The 26,032-nt window shown below is 72.5% G+C and carries 28 protein-coding genes; 16 read left to right on the forward strand and 12 right to left on the reverse strand.

The genetic code is table 11. From position 1 onward, the window contains the following. Window position 1: 1 nt before the first annotated feature. The 5 genes from BLV76_RS22850 to BLV76_RS12970 all read right to left on the reverse strand — a co-directional run bounded on the left by BLV76_RS22850 (window position 2) and on the right by BLV76_RS12970 (window position 5,331). Window positions 2-598, reverse strand: coding sequence for a Maf family protein (locus BLV76_RS22850; protein ID WP_217630334.1), 597 nt, complete (start codon window positions 596-598; stop codon window positions 2-4). Beyond that, window positions 595-2,286: a DUF885 domain-containing protein gene (locus BLV76_RS22855; RefSeq protein ID WP_245734659.1), complete on the reverse strand. Its 1,692-nt coding sequence runs from the start codon at window positions 2,284-2,286 to the stop codon at window positions 595-597. Before BLV76_RS22855 ends, BLV76_RS22850 begins: the two co-directional genes overlap by 4 nt. Before the next feature lie 71 nt (window positions 2,287-2,357). After that, on the reverse strand, window positions 2,358-3,356 hold the full coding sequence (locus tag BLV76_RS12960) for a type IV toxin-antitoxin system AbiEi family antitoxin domain-containing protein (RefSeq protein WP_090969499.1): 999 nt from the start codon (window positions 3,354-3,356) through the stop codon (window positions 2,358-2,360). A 116-nt stretch (window positions 3,357-3,472) separates the two neighbouring features. After that, window positions 3,473-3,703, reverse strand: coding sequence for an acyl-CoA carboxylase subunit epsilon (locus tag BLV76_RS12965; protein WP_090969500.1), 231 nt, complete (start codon window positions 3,701-3,703; stop codon window positions 3,473-3,475). Continuing rightward, complete coding sequence (locus tag BLV76_RS12970) at window positions 3,703-5,331, reverse strand: acyl-CoA carboxylase subunit beta (protein WP_245734660.1); 1,629 nt, start codon at window positions 5,329-5,331, stop codon at window positions 3,703-3,705. Before BLV76_RS12970 ends, BLV76_RS12965 begins: the two co-directional genes overlap by 1 nt. Before the next feature lie 67 nt (window positions 5,332-5,398). Here BLV76_RS12970 and BLV76_RS12975 point away from each other — a divergent pair, with 67 nt between their 5' ends. The 6 genes from BLV76_RS12975 (at window position 5,399) to purE (ending at window position 9,901) form a co-directional block, all read left to right on the forward strand. Beyond that, entirely contained in the window at window positions 5,399-6,196 is a 798-nt protein-coding gene (locus BLV76_RS12975; RefSeq protein WP_090969502.1) for a biotin--[acetyl-CoA-carboxylase] ligase, read from the forward strand. Window positions 6,197-6,211: 15 nt separating this feature from the next. After that, the gene (locus BLV76_RS12980) at window positions 6,212-6,721 is read left to right on the forward strand and encodes a PH domain-containing protein (protein WP_090969503.1); all 510 of its coding nucleotides are present in this window, start codon (window positions 6,212-6,214) and stop codon (window positions 6,719-6,721) included. After that, window positions 6,711-7,733: an adenylate/guanylate cyclase domain-containing protein gene (locus BLV76_RS12985; RefSeq protein ID WP_090972683.1), complete on the forward strand. Its 1,023-nt coding sequence runs from the start codon at window positions 6,711-6,713 to the stop codon at window positions 7,731-7,733. The genes BLV76_RS12980 and BLV76_RS12985 overlap by 11 nt, the downstream gene beginning before the upstream one ends. A gap of 104 nt (window positions 7,734-7,837) precedes the next feature. Further along, window positions 7,838-8,155 carry a winged helix-turn-helix domain-containing protein gene (locus BLV76_RS12990; protein WP_090969504.1) on the forward strand — a complete coding sequence of 106 codons (318 nt, stop codon included), beginning with the start codon at window positions 7,838-7,840 and terminating at the stop codon, window positions 8,153-8,155. A gap of 21 nt (window positions 8,156-8,176) precedes the next feature. Further along, a complete protein-coding gene (locus tag BLV76_RS12995) occupies window positions 8,177-9,346 on the forward strand; it encodes a 5-(carboxyamino)imidazole ribonucleotide synthase (RefSeq protein ID WP_090969505.1) in 1,170 nt (389 codons plus the stop codon). 18 nt (window positions 9,347-9,364) lie between these two features. Further along, window positions 9,365-9,901: a 5-(carboxyamino)imidazole ribonucleotide mutase gene (gene purE, locus BLV76_RS13000; RefSeq protein ID WP_090969506.1), complete on the forward strand. Its 537-nt coding sequence runs from the start codon at window positions 9,365-9,367 to the stop codon at window positions 9,899-9,901. Here purE and arfB read toward each other — a convergent pair. Next, complete coding sequence (gene arfB / locus BLV76_RS13005; protein WP_090969507.1) at window positions 9,898-10,332, reverse strand: alternative ribosome rescue aminoacyl-tRNA hydrolase ArfB; 435 nt, start codon at window positions 10,330-10,332, stop codon at window positions 9,898-9,900. The two genes, purE and arfB, sit on opposite strands and share 4 nt — an antisense overlap. 79 nt (window positions 10,333-10,411) lie before the next feature. On the opposite strand from arfB, the gene lhgO reads away from it, so the two are divergent. Genes lhgO through BLV76_RS13020 form a run of 3 tightly spaced genes read left to right on the forward strand, consistent with a single transcriptional unit; the run spans window position 10,412 to window position 13,501 of the window. Further along, a complete protein-coding gene (gene lhgO / locus BLV76_RS13010) occupies window positions 10,412-11,617 on the forward strand; it encodes an L-2-hydroxyglutarate oxidase (protein ID WP_090969508.1) in 1,206 nt (401 codons plus the stop codon). 25 nt (window positions 11,618-11,642) lie between these two features. Further along, window positions 11,643-12,641 carry a Gfo/Idh/MocA family protein gene (locus BLV76_RS13015; protein WP_090969509.1) on the forward strand — a complete coding sequence of 333 codons (999 nt, stop codon included), beginning with the start codon at window positions 11,643-11,645 and terminating at the stop codon, window positions 12,639-12,641. Further along, window positions 12,638-13,501 (forward strand): phosphotransferase enzyme family protein, encoded by an 864-nt coding sequence (locus BLV76_RS13020; protein ID WP_090969510.1) that lies wholly within the window; start codon window positions 12,638-12,640, stop codon window positions 13,499-13,501. Before BLV76_RS13015 ends, BLV76_RS13020 begins: the two co-directional genes overlap by 4 nt. On the opposite strand, the gene BLV76_RS13025 is transcribed toward BLV76_RS13020, so the two are convergent. After that, window positions 13,498-13,926 carry a CoA-binding protein gene (locus BLV76_RS13025; protein ID WP_245734661.1) on the reverse strand — a complete coding sequence of 143 codons (429 nt, stop codon included), beginning with the start codon at window positions 13,924-13,926 and terminating at the stop codon, window positions 13,498-13,500. The two genes, BLV76_RS13020 and BLV76_RS13025, sit on opposite strands and share 4 nt — an antisense overlap. Further along, on the reverse strand, window positions 13,923-14,615 hold the full coding sequence (locus BLV76_RS13030; RefSeq protein ID WP_090969511.1) for a TetR family transcriptional regulator: 693 nt from the start codon (window positions 14,613-14,615) through the stop codon (window positions 13,923-13,925). The genes BLV76_RS13025 and BLV76_RS13030 overlap by 4 nt, the downstream gene beginning before the upstream one ends. Window positions 14,616-14,659: 44 nt before the next feature. Between BLV76_RS13030 and BLV76_RS13035 the strand changes: the two genes are divergently transcribed. The 3 genes from BLV76_RS13035 to BLV76_RS13045 all read left to right on the forward strand — a co-directional run bounded on the left by BLV76_RS13035 (window position 14,660) and on the right by BLV76_RS13045 (window position 17,674). Next, the gene (locus BLV76_RS13035; protein ID WP_090969512.1) at window positions 14,660-15,514 is read left to right on the forward strand and encodes a 3-hydroxybutyryl-CoA dehydrogenase; all 855 of its coding nucleotides are present in this window, start codon (window positions 14,660-14,662) and stop codon (window positions 15,512-15,514) included. Between the two features lie 24 nt (window positions 15,515-15,538). Continuing rightward, entirely contained in the window at window positions 15,539-16,711 is a 1,173-nt protein-coding gene (locus BLV76_RS13040; RefSeq protein ID WP_090969513.1) for an acyl-CoA dehydrogenase family protein, read from the forward strand. A 93-nt stretch (window positions 16,712-16,804) separates the two neighbouring features. Further along, window positions 16,805-17,674, forward strand: coding sequence for an HAD-IIB family hydrolase (locus BLV76_RS13045; protein ID WP_175539671.1), 870 nt, complete (start codon window positions 16,805-16,807; stop codon window positions 17,672-17,674). Between the two features lie 55 nt (window positions 17,675-17,729). On the opposite strand, the gene BLV76_RS13050 is transcribed toward BLV76_RS13045, so the two are convergent. Both BLV76_RS13050 and BLV76_RS13055 read right to left on the reverse strand, forming a co-directional pair. Continuing rightward, window positions 17,730-19,145 carry an HNH endonuclease signature motif containing protein gene (locus BLV76_RS13050; protein ID WP_139306569.1) on the reverse strand — a complete coding sequence of 472 codons (1,416 nt, stop codon included), beginning with the start codon at window positions 19,143-19,145 and terminating at the stop codon, window positions 17,730-17,732. Between the two features lie 91 nt (window positions 19,146-19,236). Continuing rightward, complete coding sequence (locus tag BLV76_RS13055) at window positions 19,237-19,818, reverse strand: DUF6636 domain-containing protein (RefSeq protein ID WP_139306570.1); 582 nt, start codon at window positions 19,816-19,818, stop codon at window positions 19,237-19,239. Between the two features lie 6 nt (window positions 19,819-19,824). On the opposite strand from BLV76_RS13055, the gene BLV76_RS13060 reads away from it, so the two are divergent. Next, the gene (locus BLV76_RS13060; protein ID WP_090969517.1) at window positions 19,825-20,592 is read left to right on the forward strand and encodes an NADPH-dependent F420 reductase; all 768 of its coding nucleotides are present in this window, start codon (window positions 19,825-19,827) and stop codon (window positions 20,590-20,592) included. A gap of 1 nt (window position 20,593) precedes the next feature. Here BLV76_RS13060 and BLV76_RS23115 read toward each other — a convergent pair whose 3' ends face one another. Both BLV76_RS23115 and BLV76_RS23120 read right to left on the reverse strand, forming a co-directional pair. Further along, complete coding sequence (locus BLV76_RS23115) at window positions 20,594-21,043, reverse strand: SigE family RNA polymerase sigma factor (protein WP_245734663.1); 450 nt, start codon at window positions 21,041-21,043, stop codon at window positions 20,594-20,596. After that, window positions 21,040-21,894: a hypothetical protein gene (locus BLV76_RS23120; RefSeq protein ID WP_245734664.1), complete on the reverse strand. Its 855-nt coding sequence runs from the start codon at window positions 21,892-21,894 to the stop codon at window positions 21,040-21,042. Before BLV76_RS23120 ends, BLV76_RS23115 begins: the two co-directional genes overlap by 4 nt. A gap of 119 nt (window positions 21,895-22,013) precedes the next feature. On the opposite strand from BLV76_RS23120, the gene BLV76_RS13070 reads away from it, so the two are divergent. From BLV76_RS13070 to BLV76_RS13080, 3 genes are read left to right on the forward strand one after another with little or no spacing between them, the layout of a single operon-like run. Further along, complete coding sequence (locus BLV76_RS13070) at window positions 22,014-22,610, forward strand: PadR family transcriptional regulator (protein WP_090969518.1); 597 nt, start codon at window positions 22,014-22,016, stop codon at window positions 22,608-22,610. Next, window positions 22,607-23,326, forward strand: coding sequence for an ABC transporter ATP-binding protein (locus BLV76_RS13075; protein ID WP_090969519.1), 720 nt, complete (start codon window positions 22,607-22,609; stop codon window positions 23,324-23,326). Before BLV76_RS13070 ends, BLV76_RS13075 begins: the two co-directional genes overlap by 4 nt. Continuing rightward, a complete protein-coding gene (locus tag BLV76_RS13080) occupies window positions 23,323-26,013 on the forward strand; it encodes an FtsX-like permease family protein (protein ID WP_090969520.1) in 2,691 nt (896 codons plus the stop codon). Before BLV76_RS13075 ends, BLV76_RS13080 begins: the two co-directional genes overlap by 4 nt. Window positions 26,014-26,032: the final 19 nt, after the last annotated feature.

Below are 26,032 nucleotides of genomic sequence, written 5' to 3' on the forward strand. Positions count from 1 at the left end.
GTCAGGTCCACAGGCTCGGCCACCCGTGCCCGAGTTCGACGACGAGCTCGCGCAGGAGGGGCAGGCTGACGCCGACGACGTTGTGGTGGTCGCCCTCGATCCCGGTGACGAACGCCCCGCCGATCCCGTCGATCGTGAACGCCCCGGCGACCTCCAACGGCTCGCCCGTGGCGACGTAGGCGTCGATCTCGTCGTCGCTCACGTCGGCGAAGTGCACGAGGGTCGAACCCGTGGCCGCGGCCACCCGACCCGTCGCCACGTCACGCAGGCAGTGCCCGCTGTGGAGGACGCCGGAGCGCCCGCGCATCGCCTGCCAGCGGCGCCTCGCCTCGGCGGGGTCGTGGGGCTTGCCGTGCGCCTCGCCGTCGAGCTCGAGCACCGAGTCGCAGCCGAGGACGAGGGCGCCCGGGGGCACGTCGTCGCGCGCCGCGACCGCCGCGCACTTGAGCTCGGCGAGCCCGAGCGCCAGCTCGGCCGGCGGCAGGTCGCTCAGCTGCGACTCGTCGACCCCGCTGACGATGACGGTCGGCTCGATGCCGGCGCTGCGGAGCGTGGCGAGTCGCGCCGGCGACGCCGACGCGAGGACCAGCTGCGTCACAGGCGCTCCAGCGCCGCGCGTAGTGGGTCGAGGCCCAGCGAGCCGAGGTCGAGCGCGGCGCGGTGGAAGGCCTTCAGGTCGAAGTCGTCGCCCTGTCGCTCCTGCACCCCGGCGCGCGCCTCGAGCCAGATCCGCTCGCCGACCTTGTAGGACGGCGCCTGGCCGGGGAGGCCGAGGTAGCGCTTGACCTCGAACTGGATGAACTCGTCGTCCATCCGGCAGTGCAGCCGCATGAACTCGAGGCCGAGCTCGGGCGTCCACGTCTCGCCGGGGTGGAACGCGGTGCCGCCGGCGCCGAGCCGGTTGTCCTCGGGGATGGTCAGCTCGAGGTGCATGCCGATGTCGACGATCACGCGCGCAGCGCGCAGCGACTGGCCGTCGAGCATCCCGAGCAGGTCGGCCGGGTCGTCGAGGAAGCCGAGCTCCTCCATCAGCCGCTCGGCGTAGAGCGCCCAGCCCTCGCCGTGCCCGCTGCACCAGCACATGAGCCGCTGCCATCGGTTGAGCGTGTCGGAGCGGTAGGCCGTCTGCGCGACCTGGAGGTGGTGGCCGGGGACGCCCTCGTGGAAGACCGTCGTGACCTCGCGCCACGGGTGGAAGGCCTCGATGCCGTCGGGCACCGACCACCACATGCGTCCCGGGCGCTCGAAGTCCTCCGAGGGGCTGGTGTAGTAGATGCCGCCGTCGTTGGTCGGGGCGAGCATGCACTCGATGCGGCGGATCGGCTCGGGGATGTCGAAGTGCACGTCCGCCATCGCCTCGATCGTGCGGTCCGCGAGCGCCTGCATCCAGTCGCGGAACTCCTCGCGACCGTGCACCACGCGAGACGGGTCGGCGTCGAGGTGCGCCACGGCCTGGTCGACGTCGGCGCCGCTCTGGATGCGATCGGCCGTGGCGTGCCTTAGGTCGGAGAGCCGCTGGAGCTCGGTCCAGCCCCACGCGTAGGTCTCGTCGAGGTCGACCTCGGCCCCGAGGAAGTAGCGGCTGGCCAGCGCGTAGACCTCGCGACCGACGCCCTCCTTCGCCAGGCCCTGCGGCTCGAGCTCGTCGCTGAGGAACAGCCCGAACGCCGCCGTGGCCGCGCTCGCGGCCCGCGCCAGCGCGCGGAGCTCGTCCTGGTCGGCAGCGTCCAGCCGCTCGACCAGGCCGAGGTAGAAGTCGCCGGCCTCGCCCGCCTGGCCGGTCCAGCGACGCACCTGCTCGGCCACCTCGGCGTACTGCCGCGAGGCGACGACGTTGCCCTTGCGCGCCTCGTCGGACAGCGTGACCCGCAGCCCCTCGAGCGCGGTGGGCACCAGCGCGAGCCGGGCGGCGATCGCGGCGACCGCCTCCTCGCCCTCGGTCGGCATCAGGTCGAAGACGCCGCGGATCTCGTGGAGCGGGCTCCACAGCACCGACATCCGCGACCGGGCCACGCCCGCCTCTTCGAGCTCGATCTCGAGGCGGGTGCGCTCGAGGAACGAGTCCTTCGCCGCGGCCTCGCGGTCGTCGACCGGCGTCGCCGCCTCGACCGCGGCCACGGCGGCGCGGTTGAGCGCCTCGCGGGCGTCGAAGCCGGCGGGGGAGTAGTCGGTCATCGCGTGCTCGTGGCCGGCCACCCCGATCGAGGTCGCGGTCAGCGGGTCGAGCGCGCAGAAGTCGTCGACGTAGGCGTCGCAGAGGGCATCGATGGCACGTGTCTGGCTCACGCGGCCGACCCTAGCCCGCTCCGTGACAGCCAACAGTCCGGTTTCGAGTCGGACAGTGGAGCTCCCGGCCGCTAGGTCGGGCCGCGGGCTCCACTGTCGATGGTGCATGCGGGACCGCAGGCGCGTGGTCGGCCGTCCCATCCCCGCTGGTGGAGCACCCCGCCGACGATCGCCGCGAGGCGGCACGGCTGGAGGACCTGTGCCCATCCGGGCCTGAGGGTGACGTGGTCGTCGACGACAGCGTCGAGGTCACGCTGCAGATCGGCCCACCGGTCGACGCTGTCGCGGTGGCCGAAGGCGCCGTCGAGCTCGATCAGCACGCGCTCGGGAGCGTGTCGTACGTCGCGCAGGACCACGCCGCTGGGAGTGCCGACGCGCAGCTGCCGATCACCGGGAGGGAGGTCGTGTGCCCGTTCGACATCGCGGAGATAGCGCCTCTCGAGCACCGAACGTGTGCCTGCGGCGATGTCGGCCAGGATCTCGCGGAGGATCGCGCGCTGGCGGAGCCGCGGCAACCGATCGATCGTCTCCACGAGCCGCGCGGCGGTGGTCATCCCCTGGTGCACCGCGTCGGACAGCAGCCCGACGGCGTCGGCCTCGTCCTGGTCGCTCGCCGCCTTGAGGACGGCGAAGTCGAACGTCGCGCGCGGTGGCCGCCTGTTGACCTGGGTCCACGCCTCCCGGTCGGCAACGCGCTCGACCGTCACGCCGGCCGGCGGAGTGATGCGCCTCTCCCGGTCGACGAGCAGGTGGATCTGCCGCGGCTCCTCGACCCGACCGCGGTCGCGCGTCATCCCGTGTGCGTCGAGAGCGGACTCGCGGTGGAGCGCGGCCGGGCTGCAGGCAAGAACGGCCGCCCACTCCCGCTGCTTCCTGGACGGGCGGCCGTTGTGGTCGACGTACACCCGCGGGTGGATCTCCACCAGCTCACCGCGCGCGAGGAGACGGCGTACGTCCGCCCGCGAGGCCCGAAGGTCGACCAGCTGCTGGCGTGAGACCACGCCGTCCTGGCGCCTGAGGAGTCGGGCGAGCCCCGTCGTGTCGAGGGTGCTCGTCGTGCGCTTCGGCATCCCACGACGATGAGTCCCGGGGCAGGCCGTCCGCCATGGCTCGCGAGGACCTGTGGAGAGCGACAGTGGAGCTCCCGGCCGCTAGGTCGGGCCGCGGGCTCCACTGTCGAGTGGGGTCAGCGGGGCAGGCCGCTGGCGCGCCAGCCGCCGGTGCCGTTGCGGTGGGTACGCCGGACGCCGCGGGCGGGATGGTTCCAGGAGGGTCGCGTCGGGCGGGGCGCCTCGCCGTCGGCGGACCCGAGCGCGGAGAAGACCGCCACGAGGGCGGCGACCTCCTCCGGAGTGGCGTCGGGGTTGACGACCCGCAGCAGCGGGGCAGGCGTCTCCTGCTCGGAAGGCGTGTCCATCAGAGCGGGATGTTCCCGTGCTTCTTGGCCGGCAGGGTCTCGCGCTTGGAGCGGAGCAGGCGCAGCGAGCGGATGATCTCGACGCGGGTCTCGTGGGGCGCGATGACGGCGTCGACGTAGCCGCGCTCGGCCGCGATGTAGGGGTTGGCGAGGGTGGTCTCGTACTCGTCGATGAGCTCGGCGCGCTTCGCCTCGACGTCGCCGCCCTGGTCCTCGACGGCCTTGAGGGTGCGGCGGTGCACGATGTTGGCGGCACCCTGGGCGCCCATCACGGCGATCTGGGCGGTGGGCCAGGCGACGTTGATGTCGGCGCCGAGGTGCTTGGAGCCCATCACGTCGTAGGCGCCGCCGTAGGCCTTGCGCGTGATCACGGTGATCAGCGGGACGGTGGCCTCGGCGTAGGCGTAGATGAGCTTCGCACCGCGGCGGATGATGCCGTCCCACTCCTGGTCGGTGCCGGGCAGGAAGCCGGGCACGTCGACGAACGTCAGGACCGGGATGTTGAAGGCGTCGCAGAACCGGACGAACCGGGCGGCCTTCTCGGAGGCGTCGATGTCGAGGCAGCCGGCGAACTGCATCGGCTGGTTGGCCACGATGCCGACGGACTGGCCCTCGACGCGGCCGAAGCCGACGAGGATGTTGGGGGCGAAGAGCTCCTGGACCTCGAGGAAGTCCTCGTCGTCGAGCACGGCGGTGATCACGTCGTGCATGTCGTAGGGCTGGTTCGCGCCGTCCGGGATGATCGTGTCGAGCGCGCGGTCGAGGTCGGTGACCTCCATCTCCGGCGAGTCGGCGAACGAGGGCGACTCGTCGAGGTTGTTCTGGGGGAGGAACGACAGCATCGACTTGACGTACTCGATGGCGTCCTTTTCGTCGGTGGCCATGTAGTGGGCGTTGCCGGACTTGGTGTTGTGGGTCCGGGCGCCGCCGAGGTCCTCCATCGTGACGTCCTCGCCGGTGACCGTCTTGATGACGTCGGGTCCGGTGATGAACATCGCGGAGGTCTGGTCGACCATGATCGTGAAGTCGGTGACGGCGGGGGAGTAGACGTGCCCGCCGGCGCAGTTGCCCATGATCAGGCTGATCTGGGGGATCACGCCGGAGGCGTGGACGTTGCGGCGGAAGATCTCGCCGTAGAGGCCCAGGGAGACGACGCCCTCCTGGATGCGCGCGCCGGCGCCCTCGTTGATGCCGATGATCGGGCAGCCGGTCTTGATCGCGAGGTCCATCACCTTGGTGATCTTCTCGCCGTAGACCTCACCGAGGGAGCCGCCGAAGACGGTGAAGTCCTGGCTGAAGACGCACACCGGGCGGCCGTTGACCTCGCCGTAGCCGGTGACGACGCCGTCGCCGTAGGGCCGGGTCTTCTCCAGGCCGAACGCGGTCGAGCGGTGCCGGGCGAGCTCGTCGAGCTCGACGAAGGTGCCCTCGTCGAAGAGCATCTCGATGCGCTCGCGGGCGGTCCCCCGGCCCTTCGCGTGCTGCTTCTCGATCGCCTTCGCGGAGCCGGCGTGGACCGCCTCGTCGAGGCGCCGCTCCAGGTCGGCGAGCTTGCCCGCCGTCGTGTGGATGTCGATGTCCGTCTCCTGAGGGGGGACGTCCGTGCCCTCACCCGGCTGTGCACTCACGCGATGGCCTCCTGGTCGCACTGGGTCTACTACCTGTTGTCCGAATCTGTCGGGCAATCTAGACCCCATGACGCACAGCCCTGCAGAGCGCCCACCCCTCGACCCCGCCCGGCTGGTCGCGCCGATCGGCTGGCGCGTCGAGGTCGAGGAGGCGACGCCCTCGACCAACGCCGTGGTCGCGGCGCGCGCCCGCGGCGGCGAGGAGCCCGGGCTCGTCGTGGTCACCGAGCACCAGACCGCCGGTCGCGGCCGGCTCGACCGCGTGTGGGAGACACCGGCCCGCTCGTCCCTCACGTTCTCGGTGCTGCTGCGACCCGACGTACCCCCGACGTCGTGGTCGTGGCTGCCGCTGCTGACCGGGTACGCCGTCCAGGCCGCGCTCGCGGACCGGCTGCCCGACATCGCGCTGAAGTGGCCCAACGACGTCCTCGTCGACGGCGGGACCGGCGTCGGCCGCAAGGTCTGCGGCATCCTCGTCGAGCGGGTCGAGACGGAGGCGGGGCCGATGGCGGTCATCGGGTGCGGGATCAACGTCGACCAGACCCTCGACGAGCTGCCGATCGCGCTGGCCACGTCGGTCGCGCTGGAGACCGGGGAGCCGGTGGAGCGCACAGGCCTGCTGGGGCAGGTGCTCGGCTCGCTGCACGGCCTCCAGGGGCTGCTCGACGACACCGAGTCGCTGCGCCGGGCCTATGCCGACGTGTGCGTGACCCTGGGCAAGACGGTCGACGTGCACCTGCCCGGGGGAGAGGTACGCCGCGGGGAGGCGCTCGACATCGACGCGACCGGTGCGCTGGTGGTCGGGACCGACGAGGGAGCCTTCACCGTCGCCGCCGGAGATGTCGTGCACGTGCGGCCCGCCTAGTGACATGATCGGCGCGTGGCCTATCCCAGCAAGCTCCTCAACGAGGGTGAGCACGTCGTCGTCACCACCCGCACGCACGTCAAGTCGCTGATCCTCCCGGGTCTCGTGGTGCTCGTCGCGCTGGCCGTCGCGCTGTTCCTCAACGGCCTCGTCGACAACTCGGTCGTCAGGATCGTCGTCTGGGTGCTGTTCCTGGCGGTCCTGGTGTGGTTCCTGGTCGGGCCGTTCCTGAAGTGGCTGACGACGACCTACACGTTCACCAACCGCCGCTTCATCAAGCGCTCCGGCTTCATCGCCAAGGAGGGCCGCACGATCCCGCTCAACCGGATCAGCGGGGTCGACTTCGAGATCGGCGTCATCGACCGCATCTTCGGCTGCGGGACCCTCGTCGTCTCCGACGCCAGCACGGACGGCAGCGTCGAGCTCTACGACATCCCCGACGTCGAGAAGGTCCAGCTCCAGGTCTCCGACGAGCTGCACCGCCTCTCGGGTGGCGACGCGCACCGCCGGGACGATGGCACCTGATCCCAGCGAGCAGGGCGAGCAGCCCGACCCCGCGACCCGCCAGCAGCGTCCGGGTGAGCGGCTCGACGAGGCGATCCTGCGCAGCAAGCCGCGCTTCAACGCCCTCGAGGTGGCCGCCGAGACCGGTGTGACCATCGAGGAGACGCGGCGGCTCTGGCGCGCCCTCGGCTTCCCGGAGTTCAGCGGCGAGAAGGCCTACACCGCCGCCGACATCGAGGCCGTCTCCACGCTGATGAGCTTCGTCGACGCCGGCGCGGTCGACTTCGACACCGCGGTGAACCTCACCCGCGGCGTGGGCCAGACGATGGCCCGGCTCGCCGACTGGGAGGTCTCGACCCTGGTCACGAGGGTCGAGGAGATGGCCGCCGGCGACGAGGCCAACAGCTCGCGGGTCCACAGCGCGCTGCAGCTGATCAACGAGGTCAACCCGCCCTTCGAGCGGCTCGTCGTCTACGCGTGGCGGCGCCACCTCGCCGCCGCTGTCGGCCGGATCGAGGCGATGGGCGCGAAGGACGAGGACCTCCACACCATCGACGTGACCGTCGGCTTCGCCGACCTGGTCTCCTTCACGGCCCTGTCCAACACGCTCGACCGCGACGAGATCGGCGACCTCGTCGAGGTCTTCGAGTCACGCTGCCAGGACGTCGTGGCCCGCTACGGCGGCCGGATCATCAAGAGCCTCGGCGACTCGGTCCTCTTCGTCACCAACACCGCCGAGGAGTCGGTCGGGGTGGCCGAGGGGATCATCAACGTCATCGGTCGCGACGCGAAGATGCCCGACGTGCGCCTCGGCCTCGCGAGCGGACCGGTGATCCAGCGCCTCGGCGACATCTTCGGGCCGCCGGTCAACATGGCCGCGCGGCTCACCCAGGTGGCGCGCCGCAACCGGCTCATCGTCGACCAGAACACCGCCGACCTCCTCCCGACCGACGAGTGGGAGCACCGCCGCCTCCCGGCCCGTCCGGTCCGGGGCTTCGGTCTCGTGGAGCCGGTCGCCGTACGCCGTCGCTGAGCCCGCCCCGGCGTCAGGAGGCGCCTGTCAACGGTCTGGACCACTCGTCCACAACTCACCCAAAAGGGCTGCCTCCGCGGCCGCGAATCCCTACGTTCGGGCTCGTGTTGGCTGTGCAAGACGTGCGACTGGACCCGACCACCCGACAGGTGTGGCGTGGCGAGCGCGAGATCAGGCTCTCGCGCAAGGAGTTCCAGCTCCTGCATGCCCTGATGGTGCGCCCGGGGCACATCGTGACCCGCAGCGAGCTGATGGCGGACGTGTGGCAGACCTCGTTCTACACGAACTCCAAGACCATCGACGTGCACCTCGGCTGGCTGCGCCGCAAGCTCGACGACGACCCGCGCAACCCGACGCTGATCACCACCCACCGCGGTCGCGGCCTGCGCTTCGAGACCAAGGCCGACACGGTCGCGTCCTGACGCCCCGATAGGCTCCCGGTCGTGTCCTCGACCGGTTCCCACCGTGCTCCCACGCTCGCCGTCATCGGGGGCGGCCAGCTCGCCCGGATGATGGCCCAGCCCGCGATCGCACTCGGCCTCCCCCTGCGGCTGCTCGCCGAGGCCGAGGGCGTCTCCGCCGCCCAGGTCATCCCCGACCAGCTCGTCGGCGACCACACGGACCTCGACACCCTGCGCGCCGTCACCGCGGGCACCAGCGTCGTCACGTTCGACCACGAGCACGTCCCGATCGCGCACCTGCACGCGCTCGTCGCCGACGGGATCGCCGTCCGCCCCGGGCCGGACGCGCTCGTCCACGCCCAGGACAAGGCCGTGATGCGTCGACGGCTCGCCGAGCTCGACGTGCCGTGCCCCCGCAACGCGGTCGTCACCACGGCCGCCGACGTCGAGGAGTTCGGCCTGCCGTGCGTCCTCAAGACCACGCGCGGCGGCTACGACGGCAAGGGCGTCTGGGTCGTCCGTGCGATCGACGAGGCACAGGCCGCCTTCGACGCGGCCGCGGCCGCCGGCGTGGAGGTGCTGGCCGAGGAGCTCGTCGACTTCCGCCGCGAGCTGTCGGCGCTGGTCGCCCGGTCGCCCAGCGGCCAGGCGGCGGCGTACCCGGTCGTGGCCTCCACCCAGCTCGACGGCATCTGCCACGAGGTCGTCGCCCCCGCACCCGACCTCGCGCCCGCCCTGGCCGGGGAGGCGCAGGAGATCGCCCTGCGCATCGCCGGTGCGCTCGACGTCACGGGCATCCTCGCCGTCGAGCTCTTCGAGACCGCCGACGGCCGGATCCTGGTCAACGAGCTGGCCATGCGCCCCCACAACACCGGCCACTGGTCCCAGGACGGCGCCGTGACGTCCCAGTTCGAGAACCACCTCCGCGCCGTCATGGACCTCCCGCTGGGCTCGCCGGCCCCGCGTGAGCGCTGGACCGTGATGGTCAACATCCTCGGTGGACCCACCGACACCGGGAGGCTGTACGACGGCCTGCCGCACGCGATGGCCCGCGACCCGCGGCTGCGGGTGCACTTCTACGGCAAGGACCTGCGGCCCGGCCGCAAGGTCGGACACGTCAACGCCTACGGCGACGACCTCGAGGACTGCCTCGAGCGCGCCCGGCACGCCGCCGCGTGGTTCCGTGGCGACCTCGGCAACGTCAGTGCTTGATCAGGGGGAGAGTGAACGATGAGTGAGACGCAGCAGCAGCCCGTGAGGGTCGGGATCGTGATGGGCTCCGACTCCGACTGGCCGGTGATGCAGGCCGCGGGCGAGGTGCTCACCGAGCTCGGCGTCGCGTGGGAGGCCGACGTGGTCTCGGCGCACCGGATGCCGACCGAGATGATCGCGTGGGGCCAGGAGGCGCACACGCGCGGGCTCTCGGTGATCATCGCCGGCGCCGGCGGGGCGGCCCACCTGCCCGGCATGCTCGCGTCCGTCACGCCGCTGCCCGTCATCGGCGTGCCGGTGCCGCTGAAGTACCTCGACGGCATGGACTCGCTGCTGTCGATCGTGCAGATGCCCGGTGGCATCCCGGTCGCCACCGTCGCGATCGGCAACGCCAAGAACGCCGGCATCCTCGCCGCGCGGATCCTCGGCACCAGCGACGCCGGGCTCCAGCAGCGCCTCGTCGACTACCAGGACCAGCTCGCCGAGACCGCCCACGCCAAGGGCGACGTCGTGCGCCAGGCGGCGACCGGCGGCACCCGCAAGGTCGGCTTCTAGTCGCGCTCGCGCACCCGGCCGCGCAGCGACTTCGTCGAGGCGCGCTCCTTCTTCGCCCTGAGCCGGCGCTCCTTCGCGCCGCGTGACGGCTTCGTCGGCCGGCGCGGGGGCGGCGGCGGAGCGAGGGCGGAGCGGAGCTGCTCGGCCAGCCGCTCGCGGGCGGCCACCCGGTTGCGGTGCTGCGAGCGGTGCTCGGACGCCGCGATGCTCACGGTGCCGGACGGCCAGCGGCGCAGGGCCCGCGACCTCTGGGTGTCGGTGAGCGCCGTCGAGGACGCGACGTCGTAGTCGAGCTCCACCCGCGAGTCGCTCGTGTTCACGGACTGACCGCCCGGTCCCGGCGACCTCGAGAACCGCTCGACCAGCTCGGAAGCGGGCACGACCAGGCCGTCGGGCAGGCCCGGTCCGGCGGGCACGTGGAGGTCGCGCATACCCCCATTGTGGGAGGTCGGGCCGTCCGGCTTGACGCGGCCCGCGGCACGCACCACCGTCCTCCCTGTGGGGAGTGCGGTGGGGGAGCAGAGGATCGGCGTGGTCGGCGGAGGCATCCTCGGGGCCGCGATCGCGCGTGAGGTCGTCCGCCGACGCCCCGGCACGCACGTCGTGGTCCTCGAGAAGGAGGACCACCTCGCCGCCCACCAGACCGGGCACAACTCCGGCGTCGTGCACGCCGGCATCTACTACAAGCCCGGCAGCCTGAAGGCCGAGCTCTGCACCCGCGGCCGCGGCCTGCTGCGCGACTTCTGCGCCGAGCACGCGATCGCGTACGACGCCTGCGGCAAGCTCGTCGTCGCCGTCGACCCGGCCGAGATGGGGCGCTTCGACGCGCTCGAGCGGACCGCGACGGAGAACAAGGTCCCCGGCCTGCGACGGGTCGGGCCGTCGGAGATCCGCGAGGTCGAGCCGCACGCCGTCGGCCTGGCCGCGCTGCACTCGCCCGAGACCGCGATCACCGACTACCCGGCGATCACCCGGGCGCTGGCCGACGAGGTCGTGGCCGCCGGCGGAGAGGTGCGCCTCGGTGCGAGGGTCGTCGACATCCAGCGGCACGCGGGAGGGGTGACGGTGCGGGTCGAGGGTGACCCGGCGCCGCTGCGCTTCGACCACGTCGTGGTCGCCGCGGGGCTCTACGCCGACCGGGTCTCCGCGCTCGTCGACGGCGAGCGTGCGCCGGCGATCCTGCCGTTCCGCGGGGAGTACCTCGGCGTCAGCGCCGCCAAGCAGGACATGGTGCGCGGCATGGTCTACCCGGTGCCCGACCCGCAGTACCCCTTCCTCGGCGTGCACTTCACCCGCCGCGTCGACGGCACGCTCGAGGTCGGGCCCAACGCGGTGCTCGCCACCAAGCGGGAGGGCTACCGGCTCCGCGACGTCTCGGCGGGCGACCTGCGCGAGGTCCTCGCGTGGCCCGGCTTCTGGCACCTCGCCCGTGCCCACTGGCGCACCGGCATCGACGAGGTGATCGGCTCGGCGTCGCAGCGTGCCTTCATGAAGCGGGCCTCGGCCTACGTCCCGGACATCGGGGTCGCCGACGTGCGGCGGGCGGGCAGCGGCGTACGCGCCCAGGCGGTCGACCGCGACGGGAGCCTCGTCGACGACTTCCGGATCACCAGCGCGGACGGCGTGACGTGCGTGCGCAACGCGCCCTCGCCCGGGGCGACGTCGAGCCTCGCGATCGCCGAGCACGTGCTCGACCAGGCGTGGGGCCCCGCCTGACGCCACGGGTCACTAGGGTCGGGGCATGACGACTCGCTGGGGAATCGCTGCCACCGGGAAGATGGCGCAGGTCTTCGCCACCGACCTCGCCCTCGTGCCCGACGCCGAGCTGGCCTTCGTGGGCAGCCGGTCCGCGGAGTCGGCCGACGACTTCGCGGGGCGGTTCGGCGCCGGTGGGGCGGGCACCTACCGGGACCTGGTCGACGCCGGCCGGGCCGGGGAGGTCGACGTCATCTACGTCGCGACCCCGCACCCGCAACACCGCGACCTCGCGCTCGCCGCGATCGAGGCCGGCACCCCGCTCCTCGTCGAGAAGGCCTTCACGGCGACCGTCGCCGGCGCCCAGGAGGTCGTCGACGCGGCCCGTGCCGCCGGCGTGTTCTGCATGGAGGCGATGTGGACCCGCTTCCAGCCCGCGCTCGTGCAGGCGCGCGAGCTGGTGGCCTCCGGTGCGATCGGCGACCTCGTGCTCGTGCAGGCCGACTTCGGCGCCCACCGCGCGTTCGACCCCGCGGACCGGCTCTTCGACCTCGCGCTCGGCGGCGGCTCGGTCCTCGACCTCGGCGTCTACCCGATCTCGCTCGCCCAGCACTTCCTCGGCCGCCCGGACCGGGTCACGGCCACGGGCACGCTGTTCCCCAACGGCGCCGACGCGTCCGCCGCGATCCAGCTGTCGTACGACGACGGGCGGGCCGCCGCGCTCACCTGCACGCTCGCCAGCCAGACCCCGGGCCGGGCGGTCATCAGCGGCACCGGCGGCTCCATCGAGCTCGAGCCGCCGTTCCACCACCCCAGCCGCATCGTCGTACGACGCAACGGGCAGGAGCCGGAGACGGTCGAGCGGTCGGCCGTCGGTCGCGGCTACACCCACCAGGTCGACGAGGTGCAGGCGTGCCTCGCGGCCGGGCTCACCGAGAGCCCCGTGATGCCGCTCGCCGACACGCTCGACGTGCAGTGGATCCTGGGGGAGTGCCTCGCACAGCTCGGCATCGACATCCCGGAGGGCTCCGTGGAGCTCGCGTGAACGACCCGCGCGACCTGCTCGCCGAGCACTGGGGCCTGACGGCGCCGCGCGTGCGGTCGCTCGACGGCGGCATGAACTCGACAACCTGGCTGGTCGAGCACGACGGCACTGCCTACGTCGCCAAGCACGTCCCGCCCGGCGGCGTCGACGCGCTGCTGGCCGGCTCCGAGGTCGCCCGGACCCTCGCCGACGCCGGGTTCACCACGGGTCGTCCGGTGGCCGCCCGCGACGGACGCCTCGTCGTGACCGAGGCTGGCCTGGCCCTGCTCGAGCACGTGCCCGGCCGCGAGCTCGAGGGCGACTCCGAGGACGAGCAGGAGTGGATCGCCCGGGTGCTGGCCGGGGTGCACGCGACGGACGCGGCACCCGGCCCCGCGACCTCGGTCTTCGCGACCGACTGGCTCGACCCGCACGCTCCCGGGGTCGGCGAGCACGACTGGCTGGTCACCGCGATCGCCCACGTCCGCGAGGAGACCGACCCGCTCGCGCTGACCTGGTCGGTGCTGCACACCGACCCGGCGCCCGAGGCGTTCGTCCACGACGACGCGACAGGTGTCACCGGGCTGATCGACTGGGCGGGCGCCCGGCGCGGCCCGGTGCTCTACGACGTCGCCTCGGCAGTGATGTACCTCGGCGGACGGGCGCGCGCGTCGGCCTTCCTGGCGGCGTACGCCGACCGCGGCCCGCTGGCGGCCGACGAGCTGCGGCAGCTCGACGCGTTCAGCCGGCTGCGGGAGGCGGTCCAGGGCGTCTACTTCGCGGGTCGCCTCGCCACCGACGACCGGACGGGCGGCGTGGAGGTCGCGGACAACCAGCGGGGGCTCGACGACGCACGTCGCCGGCTGGCCGGGCTCGGCTAGCGCCCGCGCTTGCGCCACTCGATCGCGGGGCAGGTGTTCATCACCATCGGCACGCCCGCCGCGATCGTGCGCTCGAACGCCTCGGGGTCGACGACGCCGAGCTGGAACCAGACCCCGCCCGCGCCGATCTCCACCGCCTGGTCGGCGAACTCGCCGGCGGCCGAGGAGCGCCGGAAGACGTCGACGACGTCGATCGGGAAGGGCACCTCAGCGAGGGTGGCGTAGCCCTGCTCGCCGTGCACGGTCGCGGCCGAGGGGTGGATCGGGACGATCTGCTTGCCGCGGTCCTGCAGCAGCTTCGCGATCGACCACGCCGTGCGCTCGGGGTTGTCGGAGAGTCCGACGACGGCCCAGGTCTGCCCCTCGTCGAGCATCCGCTCGATGCTCGCGGGGTCCTGCCAGCTGAGCCGCTCCGACGTGGTCACGCCTCATCGTAGGACGGTGTCGCGTCCGCGACGACCTCCCGCAGGGCGGGCAGCAGCCTCTCCACCGGCACGTCGCTGCGCAGCACGACGACCGCGGTGTCGCCGGAGGGCCGGGACGCACGGAAGACCTCCTCCATCGCGACGGCGAACTCGGCCTCGGCCTGCTCGGCGGTGATGGTCCCGCGCAGCCAGCGCCGCAGCACGTGGTTGTGCGCGGTCACGACGGCGTTGGCGAGCAGCTCGGCACGGAGATCGCCGATCAGGTCCGGCCGGTCGCCGTCGCCCGTCCACTGGTCCAGGAAGGTGCGGAAGAGCCGCTGGTACTGCAGCAGCCCGGCCGTCTCGCGGCTGCGGAGCGCGGGCACGTTGCGGGCGAGGCGGTAGCGCTGCTGCGCGCGGGCGCCCTCGGCGACGTAGTGCGCGAGGACCAGGTGCGCCGCCTCGGTCACCGCGACCTCGACCGTCGCGGAGGTGGCGGTCGCCAGTCGCGCGGAGACCGCGCCGAGCATGGCGTCGTGGTCGGGGAAGATCACGTCCTCCTTGGACCGGAAGGCCCGGAAGAACGTGGTGCGCCCGACCTCGGCCCGCGCCGCGACGTCGTCGACGGTCGTCTCGTCGAAGCCGCGCTCCTCGAAGAGCGCGAAGGCCGCGTCGATGAGCCGGTCGCGGGTGCTGGTCACGGGGGACATGGTGGCGATGGTACTCAGTACCACATCACGTACACTCAGTTTCCATGAGTGCTGGAGTGCAGGACGTCGGTGTGGTCGGGTGCGGACTGATGGGTGCGGGCATCGCGGAGGTGACGGCGCGCGCCGGCCTCGACGTGGTCGTCGCCGAGTCGTCCGAGGCGGCCGCTGACGCGGGCCGGGCGCGTCTCGAGCAGTCGCTCACGCGTGCCGAGTCGAAGGGCAAGATCGAGTCCGCAGCCGCCGTGCTGGAGCGGATCCGCGTCGTCACCGACCTCGGCGAGCTGGCCGACCGCGACCTCGTGGTCGAGGCGATCGTCGAGGACGAGTCGGCCAAGACCGACCTCTTCGCCCGGCTCGACGAGATCGTCACCTCGCCCGACGCCATCCTCGCCTCCAACACCTCCTCGATCCCGATCATGAAGCTCGGCGTGGTCACCTCCCGCCCGGCCCAGGTCATCGGCGTGCACTTCTTCAACCCCGTGCCGGTGCTGCCGCTGGTCGAGCTGGTGCCGAGCCTGCTGACCTCGGCGGAGACCACGGCTCGCGCCCGCGACTTCGTCGAGACCTCGCTCGGCAAGCAGGCGATCGACAGCCAGGACCGCGCGGGCTTCGTGGTCAACGCGCTGCTCATCCCGTTCGTGCTCTCGGCGATCCGGATGCTCGAGTCGGGCTTCGCCACCGCCGAGGACATCGACCGCGGCCTCGTGCTGGGCGCCGCCCACCCGCAGGGTCCGCTCGCGCTCGCCGACCTGATCGGCCTCGACACGACCAAGGCCGTCGCGGAGTCGCTCTACGAGGAGTTCAAGGAGCCGCTCTACGCCGCCCCGCCGCTGCTCAACCGGATGGTCGACGCCGGCCTCCTCGGCCGCAAGACCGGCCGCGGCTTCTACACCTACTGATCCGTCCGCACCAGGAGTCATCCGATGAACGAGTTCCCGATGTATGCCCTCTCCGAGGAGCACCAGGCCATCCGCGAGGCGGTCCGCGCCGTCGCCGACGCGAAGATCGCGCCCCACGCGGCCGAGGTCGACGAGGAGGCCCGCTACCCGCACGAGGCCGCGGCGGCCCTGCTCGCGTCCGACTTCCACGCCCCGCACGTGCCGGAGCAGTACGGCGGTGCCGGTGCCGACGCGCTCGCCACCGTGCTGGTGATCGAGGAGGTCGCGCGCGCGTGCGTGTCGTCGTCCCTGATCCCGGCGGTCAACAAGCTCGGCTCGCTCCCGGTGCAGATCGCCGGCTCGGAGGAGCTCAAGCAGAAGTACCTCGGCGCGCTGGCCCGCGGCGAGGGCGGCTTCTCGTACTGCCTCTCCGAGCCCGACGCGGGCTCCGACGCGGGCGGAATGAAGACCCGTGCGGTGCGCGACGGCGACCACTGGGTGCTCGACGGCGTGAAGCGCTGGATCACCAACGCGGGGGAGTCGGAGTTCTACACCGTCATGGCCGTGACCGACGACGAGAAGAAGACGCGCGGCGGTGTCTCGGCCTTCGTGGTCGAGAAGTCCGACGAGGGCGTCTCCTTCGGCGCCCCGGAGAAGAAGCTCGGCATCAAGGGCTCGCCGACGCGCGAGGTCTACCTCGACAAGGTCCGCATCCCCGCCGACCGGATGATCGGCGAGGAGGGCACCGGCTTCACCACCGCCATGAAGACCCTCGACCACACCCGCGTCACCATCGCCGCGCAGGCCGTCGGCGTCGCCCAGGGGGCGCTCGACCACGCCCTCGACTACGCCAAGGGGCGGGAGCAGTTCGGCACGTCGATCGCCGACTTCCAGGGCCTGCAGTTCATGCTCGCCGACATGGGCATGAAGGTCGAGGCCGCACGCCAGATGACCTACGCCGCCGCCGGCCGCTCCGAGCGCGGCGACGACGACCTCACCTTCTTCGGCGCCGCCGCGAAGTGCTTCGCCTCCGACGTCGCCATGGAGGTCACCGTCAACGCCGTGCAGGTCCTCGGCGGCTACGGCTACACCCGCGACTACCCGGTCGAGCGGATGATGCGCGACGCCAAGATCACCCAGATCTACGAGGGCACCAACCAGGTCCAGCGGATCGTGATGGCGCGCCAGCTCCTCGCCGGGGTGCAGTCCGAGCTCTGAGCCGGCCGGCGCCGGTGAGACGTGCGCCTCATCCACGCCCCGTCGGGGGCTGCCGATGCCGCTGCGGGCGGTGCGGCTGAATACCGTCGTGGTGTGAGCTCACCTGCCCCCGCCGTCTCCGTCCTCGACGACCTCGCACCCGGCGCGCTCGCCGGCGTACGACTCGTGGTGTCGGACCTCGACGGCACGCTGCTGGCGCCGGACCGGACGCTTCCGTCCAGCACCGGTGGGCTCGTCGCCGACCTGGTCGCCGCGGGCCTCACGTTCGTGCCGGCCAGCGGGCGGGCGCACGCCTCGCAGGCCGAGCTCTTCGCCGAGGTCCCGCTCGTCGACACCTACATCGCCGACAACGGTGCGGTCCTCGTGGAGCACGGGGAGGCCAGGGCGACGGGGACCCTCGACGAGTCGCTCGTGCGCGAGCTCGTCGACGCGGTCCGGGAGTACGCCCGTGCCGAGGGCCGGCGGGCGACCGCCGTCGTGTGCGGCGTCGACAGCGCGTGGGTCGAGGTCGACGGCGAGATCTGGGACGAGGCCCTCCACTACCACCCGACCCTGACCCGGGTGGCTCGCCTCGAGGACGTCACCGACGACGTCATCAAGGTGGCGATCATCGACCTCGAGAGCACCGAGGCGGTCGACCGTGACGTGCTGGTGCACTTCGCGGACCGCGCTCAGGTGACCCGGTCGGGCACCCACTGGGCGGACGTCACCGCCTTCGGCGTGACCAAGGGCCAGGCGCTGCGCGACCTGCAGGCACGCCTCGGAGTCGGTCCCGACCAGACGGCCGTGTTCGGCGACCACCTCAACGACCTCGAGATGTTCGGCGAGGCCACGCACTCCTTCGCCGTCGCCCACGCGCAGCCCGAGGTCGCCGCGATCGCGCGCCACCAGCTGCCCGACGTGGTCGAGCCGGTGCAGGCCGTCATGCGCCGGATCCTGGACGACGTCGCCAGTCAAGGCTGACGCGAACGTGCCTGTGACCCCGCCGTCGTGGTGACGGGCGGGGTGCGGGGCGGGGTCACGGTCGTGCGGGCGGTGGGGGCTCGATGTGGTTGATCGGGGTGGTGCCTGATCGGTCGCGTCTGAACTGGTGGCCGTGGGGTGACGTCCACTCGAAGACCCCGGGCTCGACCATGGCGTAGTGCCAGCTGGTGAAGGTCTTGAGTCGGTGGTGGGAGCGGCACAGGCAGGCGAGGTTGTCGGACCGTGTGGGTCCGGGTTGTGGTCGGCCTTCGGCTTCGGCGTCGTGGTCGTACGGGCTGATGTGGTCGATGTCGCAGGCCCTGGCTGGCCTGGTGCAGTGGGGGAAGACGCAGGTGCGGTCGCGCAGGATGACCTGTTCGCGGATGCGGTCGGGGATCTCGTAGCCGGGCGCGCTCAGGTTGTGGTTGAGGTCGATGACCGGCTTCACGGTCACCTTCGTCCGACTGTCGGAGCACCAGGACTGGAGCTGCTCCAACAGGAGGAGCTTCTGCCGGTTCTCCATCCGTCCGGTGGGACCGAAGACCGTCGTCTCCTCGACCAGGTCTGCGTCGAAGTGGGCGTGGAGCACGACCTCCCGCGCGACGGGGAGGTCGTCCTTCCGGTCGTCCGTCGAGGTGGTGGTCGTGGCGCCGCGGGCGTGGAAGAGGTCGAGGGCGGTCTGGGTGCGGGCGAGGTTGCCGAGGGCCTTGGCCCGCCGCACGTCGAGGGTCTCGGTGGAGCCGAGGGCTTTCTGCGTCGCGGCGTCACGGCTGAGGGCGTGGTCGAGGTCGATGCCGTCGGCGAGGTCGAGGTCGGCCTCGACGTGGACGGTGCCGGCGAAGTGCACGTCCTGATCCAGGACGGTGACGTGGCGGGGGTCGACGTACAGGTAGCCGTCGTCCGGGTCAGCCGCCCGATCCGGTTGAGCGAGCTGGAACCTCTTGATGGCTTCTGCGACGAGGCGGTCGAGCTGCGCGACACCGACCTTTCCCGCGACAGCCGTGACCTGGTCGTCGACCCAGCTCGCGGCGTCACGGGTCAGCGAAGGAACCGCGTGGATGGTCGCCTCCGCGACCGACCGCGCCCGCCACGCGGGCACCGCACCGGCGTGGACCTGGGACCACAGCCTGGGGAGGCGGTGGCGGAGCTCGAGGGCGTGCCCGATGAGCTTCTTCGCCGCGGTCGTGCTGATGCCGAGGACGGCTCCGAGCTCGGCCACACAGAACTCCGCTACCAGCGGGCAGCCGTCGCCGGCGATCGGCTCCTCGTGCTCCGAGCCTGGTGTGGTGAAGGCTGCGGCGAGGTGGATCGACTCGGGTGGGTGGAGGTCGGCCCAGCGGGCGGCGAGGTCGAGCTGGTCGGCGGCTGCCTGGTCCTCGACGGCCTTGCGGTCGCGCAGGGCAGCGAGCAGGGCGAAGGCAGTGAGGTCGTCGACCCCTGCCTCGCGGACCGCTGCCAGCACTTCGCTCATGTGTTCGATTGTAGGCGACGGGTCCGACAGTGGCCATGCTCGGAGGTGCGAGGTTCGGTCAAGGGATGGTCTGGTTGGCGCCGGCGTCAGGTCAGAAGAGCTGGTAGTCGTCGCGCGAGACCCGGAAGCCGTGCCCGGAGCCGGTGTCCCAGCAGGTCATCGCGGTCTCGGTGCTCTGGCAGGCGCGGTCGCCGACCACGGAGGTGGTGCCGTACGTCAGCTCGGGCGGCTGCTCGGTGAAGGTCACGTCGCCGCGGCAGATGCCGCGGGCGCCGGTGCTGCGGTCGACCCGGAACTGGTTGTCGGCCCAGTCGAGCCGGCAGTCAGCGGGCTTGGGGAGGGGTTGGTAGGAGCTCTCCTTCACCTCGCACTCGATGCCGTACTCGAGCGAGCACCAGATGTTGCCGCTCGGGGAGCTCAGCTGATCCTGCGCCACGACCGGGCCGTCGACGGCAGGAGCGCCGGCGGTCGGGGTGATCGACCCGGACGGGGTCTGGGTGGTGGGCGAGGTGGACGTCTCCGTCGGTGACGCGGTCTCGGTCACCGTCTGCGTCACGGTCGGTGCGGCGGACTCGTCGGCACTCTCGCCTCCGCCACTGGAGCAGCCGGACAGTGCGAGCCCGACCACCACCGCGGCGTACGCCATCGCGCGCCGACCCGTCCCCCTCCGCATGGACCGATGCTCGAAGCGGGGACGGATCTCTGTCAACCGCTCGCGTGGAATGCCCGCCTCCGCGCGTCGGTTGGGCTGGACATGGCAACCATCGGACTCATCGGCAGCGGAAACATCGGCAGCACCGTCGCGCGGCTGGCGCTCGACGCCGGGCACGACGTCGTGCTCAGCAACAGCAGGGGTCCCGAGACCCTCGCCGACCTCGTCGCCGAGCTGGGCGACCGGGCTCGCGCAGCCACTGCGCAGGAGGCGGCCGCGGCCGGTGACATCGTCGTCGTGACGGTCCCGCTCAAGGCCTACCGCGAGGTGCCGGTCGAGCCGTTGCGCGGCAAGACCGTGATCGACACGAACAACTACTACCCCGACCGCGACGGCCGGATCGCCGAGCTGGACGACGAGTCGACGACCACCTCCGAGCTGCTCCAGGCGCACCTGCCCGAGTCGCACGTGGTGAAGGCCTTCAACAACATCTTCTTCGCGCACCTGGCCACGCTCGCCCGCCCGCACGGCGACCCGGAGCGGTCCGCCCTCGCCATCGCGGGCGACGACGCCGGTGCCAAGCAGGCCGTCACCGAGCTCCTCGACTCCCTCGGCTACGACGCCCACGACGTCGGCCCGCTCGCCGAGGGCTGGCGCTACCAGCGCGACACGGCGGCCTATGTCGCCCCGTACGCACAGCCGGACGCCGAGGACTTCGCCACCGGCACCCGGCGTGCCACGTCCGCCGACCTCGAGGCCCTCCTCGCGCAGGCGGTCCGCTACCGCGACATGTGACTCAGGCCCGGCGATCGGGCTCCAGCATCCCCTGGAGCGCCGCGAGCCCGCGCGAGGTGTGGCTCTTCACCGTGCCCTCGGGGATGCCGAGGTCGGTCGCCGTCTCGGCGACGCTCAGGCCGAGCCAGTGCCGCGACACCACGCACGCGCGCTGCATGGCGCTCAGCTGCTCCAGCGCCTGCATCAGCACCGTGCGCTCCTCCACGGGGAAGGGCTCACGTGCTGCACGCTCGGGCAGGCGGTCGGTCGCCTGCTCCCGTCGCCAGGGTCGGCGGTGCTCGTCGATGTGGGCGCGGAGCAGGATCTGCCGGACGTACGCCTCCTCCCGGCCGTCGCGTCGGACCCGCGGCCAGGCGACGTAGAGCTTCACCAGCGCCTGCTGGAGCAGGTCGTCGGCGCGGTCCCAGTCGCCGCAGATGACGTAGGCCGCCTCCCGCTCGGCCTTCCTCACTGGGCCTCCCCGAGCATGCACTGGCGGTCGGGGTCGTAGGCGGGGGAAGAGACGTGGGCGAGGACGTCCTCGACGCTCCCGAAGCGACCGAACAGCGGGAACGCCAGCGCCATCCCCCCTGCGCGCTGCACGAGGTACCAGGTGCGCGCGTCGTCGTCGAGCTGCACGACCGCGTCCACCCCGGTCGGACCGCGGTAGCCGGCGGGCATCGTCAGTCCCGTCGCCTGCTGCCGGATGGCCCAGCCGGGCAGCGCCTCGAGGTCTCCGCCACGCGTGTAGGCGACGAGAAGGGTCGCGGGCGTGCCCTGCCATCGCGACGCGACGTAGGAGACCCAGGCGCCGAACGTCAGGTCGCCACGCAGGTCGGCAGGATCGGCGTGCTGCGCGAAGAGGCTCCCGTCCGCGCCGGGCTCCTTGAGCAGCGCCCAGTCGGTGTCCGCGCCGTCGGTGACCTCCACGGCTGCGGCATCCACTCCCACGAGGGGGTCCATGATGCGGGCCGTGTAGGTCCAGCCGTCGCGGATCACCAGCGTGCCGCTGGAGGTGTAGGCCACGGGGTCGTCCTGGAGGAGCTGGTAGCCCTCGCACTCCGCCGACGTCCGTCCGGCGCTCGGCAGGTCGCACCGGTCGGCTCCCCGCGACGCGACGCGATCGCCCGACGGCGCCGCACCGGGGTCGAGGGCCACGACCAGGCTCGTTGCGATCGCCACCGACGCCACCGTCGCGGCGAGTGCCGACAGGGCGCGACGGCGTACGACGGTGCGCCGACCAGCCCGGAGCGCGTCCTCGATCGCGAACCGGTCGACCGGCTCGGTGCTGAGGTCGCGCTCGATCTCCTCGCGCAGGTCCATGGGTGCCTCCGGGTGCAGTATGCGGAACCTCTCGACAGGGATACGGAGCGACGCCCGGGTGCGTTGCAGTGTCAGGTGGTCCTTGCAGATTGCGTACTGAGTATGCATACTCCGTATCCATGTCGATCCGTCACGGACTCCTGGCCCTCCTCGAGCGCGGCCCGGGCTACGGCTACCAGCTGCGCGCCGACTTCGACGCCGTCACCGCCGACGCCTGGCCCCTCAACATCGGGCAGGTCTACTCGACCCTGTCGCGCCTCGAGCGCGACGGACTCGTCGAGCCCGCGGGGCAGGACGAGCAGGGCCGCGCGCGCTACGCCATCACCGGCGCGGGGAGGGCCGAGCTGCTCGACTGGTTCGCCTCCGCCGTGACGGCTCAGGACCGGCCGCGCGACGAGCTCTCGATCAAGCTCGCGCTCGCCGTGACCGTCCCCGGGGTGGACGTCGCGGCCCTGATCCAGCACCAGCGGGCCGCGACGATCGGCCGCCTGCAGGACCTCACCCGGCTCAAGTCACAGGGGGAGCCGGGAGAGGAGCCGGGCGGCCTCGCGTGGTCGCTGGTGCTGGAGAACCTGAGGTACGCCGCGGAGGCCGAGGTGCGCTGGCTCGACCACTGTGAAGCGATGGTCGCGCGCGCGGCGAAGCGTGGTGCACCCGCACACGCGGCAGCACCGGCGAAGGACCGCGCGACGACGGGCAAGGGGGCGCGGCGATGACGCAGCCGGTGCTCGAGATGCAGGACGTGAGCCGGATCCACGGCCGTGGCGACGCGGCGGTCCATGCGCTGCGCGGGCTCGACCTGACGGTCATGCCCGGTGAGATGGTCGCCGTGATGGGCCCGTCGGGCTCGGGGAAGTCCACCCTGCTCAACCTCGCCGGCGGCCTCGACCAGGCCACGGCAGGTCGCACGCGGGTGCAGGGCGAGGAGCTCGGGTCGATGTCGCAGGGTGCGCTCGCGTCGCTGCGGCGCCGCCGGGTCGGCTACGTCTTCCAGGACTACAACCTGATCCCGTCGCTCACCGCGCAGGAGAACGTCGCGATGCCGCTCGAGCTCGACAAGGTCAGGTCGCGCGAGGCGCTGCGGACGGCGCGCGCCGTCCTGGACGAGGTCGGGCTCGAGGGCCTGTACGACCGGTTCCCGGCGCACCTGTCCGGTGGCCAGCAGCAGCGGGTCGCCATCGCACGTGCGGTGGTCGGGGAGCGCTGCCTCGTGCTGGCCGACGAGCCCACGGGCGCTCTCGACTCGGAGACCGGCGAGCAGGTCCTCGCGCTGCTGCGTGCCCGCTGCGAGGCCGGCAGCGCCGCGCTGCTGGTCACGCACGAGGCACGGCACGCCGGGTGGGCCGACCGGGTGGTGTTCCTCCGCGACGGTGTCGCGGTCGACGAGACCCAGCGGTCCTCGCCGCAGTCGCTGCTGGTGGGTCGCGAGTGACCCGCTGGCTCCCGGCACTGCGGATGGCGCGCCGCGACCTCTGGTCCCACAAGGGCCGCTCGCTGCTCATGGCGTTCCTCGTCGCGCTGCCGGTCCTCGTCGCCGTGACCGTCGCGCAGTTCCACACCAACCTCCGCTGGACCGGCGAGCAGGCGGCGCGGGCCGCGATGGGTGGTGCCGACCTCATGGTCGAGGTCTCGCCCTGGGACCGCGTCGAGGTCACCTACTGGTCGGGCGACATGGGCTACACGGCCGTCAAGCCGAACGGTGAGCCGGCCCGGGCCGACCGGAGCCCGAAGCCGCAGCGCGACGCGTCCTCCGTCGACGTCGCCGCGCTGATGCCCGAGGGCAGCCGCGTGATCGACCACCGAAGCTACGGCTGGGTCGTCCTCGCCAGCGGTGGCCAAGCCAGCGTGGAGGTCATCGACGCGAGCGATCCGATGGCCGAGGGGTTGGGCTGGGTGTCCCGCGGCGCGGCACCGATCGCCCCCGACGAGGTCGCCCTCGACGCGGGATCGGCCCGGGCGCTGGAGCTCCTCGACGACGACGGCGACCCGCTGCCCGACGCGTCCCTGCAGCTGCTCGACGGCACCACCGTCCGGGTGGTGGGGGTCGTCGACCCGCGCGAGCGGGAGGTCTTCGCCGAGGGGGTCGAGATGATCGCCCCGCCCGGGGGAGTCGTCGCCACGGAGGCCCTCGCAGCCCAGCAGCAGGACGAGGCGGCGTCGTACCGCTTCCTGGTGGACCTGCCCGGCACCTCGGGCGCGGACCTGCACGAGCTGGTCGACACGCTGGCGGCGCAGGGGGTCGCGGCCATGCCCCGTCAGGCGATGTTCGACCCTCAGGAGTGGGACGTGCAGTACGCCGACGACGGGCCGGTGGACGCCGCGGCGCTCGCCGTCGGCGCCCTGGTGGTGCTGTTCGGCCTCATCGAGGTGGTGCTGCTGGTGGGCTCGGCCTTCGCCGTCGGTGCCCGTCGCCAGGTGCGCGACCTCGGCCTCGTGGCCGCCAACGGGGGAGCGGCGGGTGACGTGCGCCGGGTGCTGCTCGCCCAGGGTCTCGTCCTCGGGGTCGGGGCGTCCGCGCTGGGTGCGGTGGCCGGGGTCGTGGTGTTCCGGCTCGGCGTCCCGGTCTACGAGGTCGTCGCCCACACGCGGGTCTGGACGCAGGACGTCGACTGGTTCCTCGTCTCGGTGCTCACGCTGCTGGGCGCGGTCACCGGCCTCGCCGCCGCGCTCGCGCCGGCGTGGAGCATCGGCCGGATGAGCCCGGTCGATGCGCTCTCCGGGCGCTTCAGCGTCGGCGGCTCGGGAGACCTCCGCACGCACCGGCCGGCCACCGGCCTCGCGATCCTCGGGCTGGTGGTGCTCGTCGCGAGCGGGTGGTGGATCTCCGCGGAGTTCGCCGCGGTCGGGACGAGCGTGCCGACCGAGCCCTACCGGTCGCAGCCCTCGGGGGTCCCGGTCGTCATCGGCGCCGTCGGCCTGGTGCTGCTCATCGGTGGACTCACGTGGCTGTCCCCGCACGTCGTACGCCGCATCGCCGGGGCGTCGCGGTGGCTGTCGGTCTCGGGCAGGTTCGCCCTGCGCGAGGCGTCGCGGCACCGGTTCCGGACGGCCGCCAGCGCGGTGTCGCTGATGATCACGGTGGCGGGCATGGTGTTTGCCGGCTTCGCCGTGCAGGCCGCGTCCGCCGAGCTCGCGAGCCAGGCCGGTGACGCGGGGAGGCGTTGGATGTCGATCACCGTCGCGACCGACGAGCTGCCCGAGGAGGTCGGGCCGGCGGCCGGAGCGCAGCGGGTGGCCGGCGTCATCGCTGCTGTCGAGGACCAGGTCGGGACGAGCACGACCTACGTGACGTCGCGGGCGACGATGCCGGGCGTGCCCTACGTGGAGCCCTTCCTCGGCTCCCGCTCCATGCCCGGCGACGGCGTGCGCGTCGTCGATGAGGAGTCCCTGCGGCAGCTGGTCGACGTGGACGACGACGTCCTCGCCGCCTTCGCGGACGGGGTCGTCGTCACCACCTCGACGGGATCGGTGGTCGACGGCCAGGTCCGGGTGAGCTTCGACCCCGGTGACCGCACGCAGCGCGACTCGTGGGAGCTGCCCGCGATCGCGGCGCGGGCCACGGGCGCCGACCGCGGGTACGACGGCGGCAGCGCGTGGATGTCGCCTGACACGGCAGAGGGTCTCGGGTTCGTGGTCTCCCCGCAGACCGTGACCGTGCTGACGCCGCGCGACATCACCGGCGCCGACCTCGACGCGCTGGCCGTCGAGGGCATCACGCCCTCGACGGTGGTGCGCGACCTCGACACCGCCAGCCTGCTGCGCTTCGCGGCACTCGGCGCCGCCGCACTGCTGACACTGGTGGTCGTCGGCATCGCGGTCTCGCTCTCGGCCGCCGAGGGGCGCGCGGACCAGGCCACCATGGCGGCGGTCGGTGCGGGGCCGTGGCGACGGCGGCTGGTCGGCGCGATGCACGGGCTGTTCATCGGGGTGGTCGGTGCGCTGCTCGGCGCGGCCATCGGGTTGCCGGCCGGGGCTGCCCTGATGCAGGTCGACGGCATGCCGGGCACGGGGATCCCGTGGCTGGTGCTGCTCGGCCTGCCGCTCGTGCCGCTGCTGGCCTGGGTGGCCGGATGGCTGGCGACCTCGACGCGGCTCACGATGGTCCGTCGCACCGGCTGAGCTCCCGGCGCCGACTGCC

Source organism: Nocardioides exalbidus (genome assembly GCF_900105585.1).
GTDB lineage: Bacteria > Actinomycetota > Actinomycetes > Propionibacteriales > Nocardioidaceae > Nocardioides > Nocardioides exalbidus.